General features: G+C 70.4%; 2 protein-coding genes and 1 pseudogene. All 3 read left to right on the top strand.

What is annotated here, in order from left to right:
- On the top strand, positions 1-216 hold a 216-nt coding region (locus tag Y706_RS23340; RefSeq protein ID WP_043434447.1), incomplete at its 5' end, for a WHG domain-containing protein.
- Between the two features lie 335 nt (positions 217-551).
- Positions 552-779: pseudogene (locus Y706_RS0103135) on the top strand (WHG domain-containing protein); the annotation flags it as partial.
- Positions 780-870: 91 nt separating this feature from the next.
- On the top strand, positions 871-1,126 hold a 256-nt coding region (locus Y706_RS29095; protein WP_043434451.1), incomplete at its 3' end, for a hypothetical protein.

Here is a 1,126-nt window from a genome sequence, read left to right on the forward strand (position 1 = left end):
CTGGCGAAAATCCGCGCCGAGTTCGGCCTGGCGGTGCCGGATGACCTCCTGGCCCGCGGCACACTGGCCTGGACCTCACTCTTCGGCGCCGTCAGTTTCGAAGTTTTCGGCCAGTACGGCCCGGACACCTTCACTGCCCGGGAGGAGCTCTTCGGCCACCACCTCGCGGTGCTGGCCGACGTCGCGGGCCTGCCGGCGGCCGGCACTGCCCGGTAAGCCAGGTTCCCCTGTTGCCCTGCCGTGGCGCTCGATAGACTGCCCCTGCGCCCGCACGGGCGCGCCAGATGCGTCCAGGAAGGATCCATCCATGTCTGAAGAGACCAGGCCTGAAGAGAACAGGCCGGCAGAGAACACGCCTGATGAGAATGTCCCCGGAGAAGCGGCGCCGCGGAACGTCGATGCCGGTCCCGCGGAAGTTGAGGCAGAGGCCGCGGCACCTGAGGGGCAATACGTTGAGGGCGACTACGGCTCCGCCGGCACGGCCGGCCAACTCCCGCCCACCGCCGTCGAGGGGGAGTACGCGGCGGGGGGGTCCTGCCGTGGCCGCCGGACTGGCGGGGGACCTGGCGAAAATCCGCGCCGAGTTCGGCCTGGCGGTGCCGGATGACCTCCTGGCCCGCGGCACACTGGCCTGGACCTCACTCTTCGGCGCCGTCAGTTTCGAAGTTTTCGGCCAGTACGGCCCGGACACCTTCACTGCCCGGGAGGAGCTCTTCGGCCACCACCTCGCGGTGCTGGCCGACGTCGCGGGCCTGCCGGCGGCCGGCACTGCCCGGTAAGCCAGGTTCCCCTGTTGCCCTGCCGTGGCGCTCGATAGACTGCCCCTGCGCCCGCACGGGCGCGCCAGATGCGTCCAGGAAGGATCCATCCATGTCTGAAGAGACCAGGCCTGAAGAGAACAGGCCGGCAGAGAACACGCCTGATGAGAATGTCCCCGGAGAAGCGGCGCCGCGGAACGTCGATGCCGGTCCCGCGGAAGTTGAGGCAGAGGCCGCGGCACCTGAGGGGCAATACGTTGAGGGCGACTACGGCTCCGCCGGCACGGCCGGCCAACTCCCGCCCACCGCCGTCGAGGGGGAGTACGCGGCGGGGGACTATGGCGAGGCCGGCGTGGCCGGAGCCGCCG

The sequence above is a fragment of the Arthrobacter sp. I3 genome (genome assembly GCF_000520575.1).
In the GTDB taxonomy this organism is placed as follows: Bacteria; Actinomycetota; Actinomycetes; order Actinomycetales; family Micrococcaceae; genus Arthrobacter; species Arthrobacter humicola_A.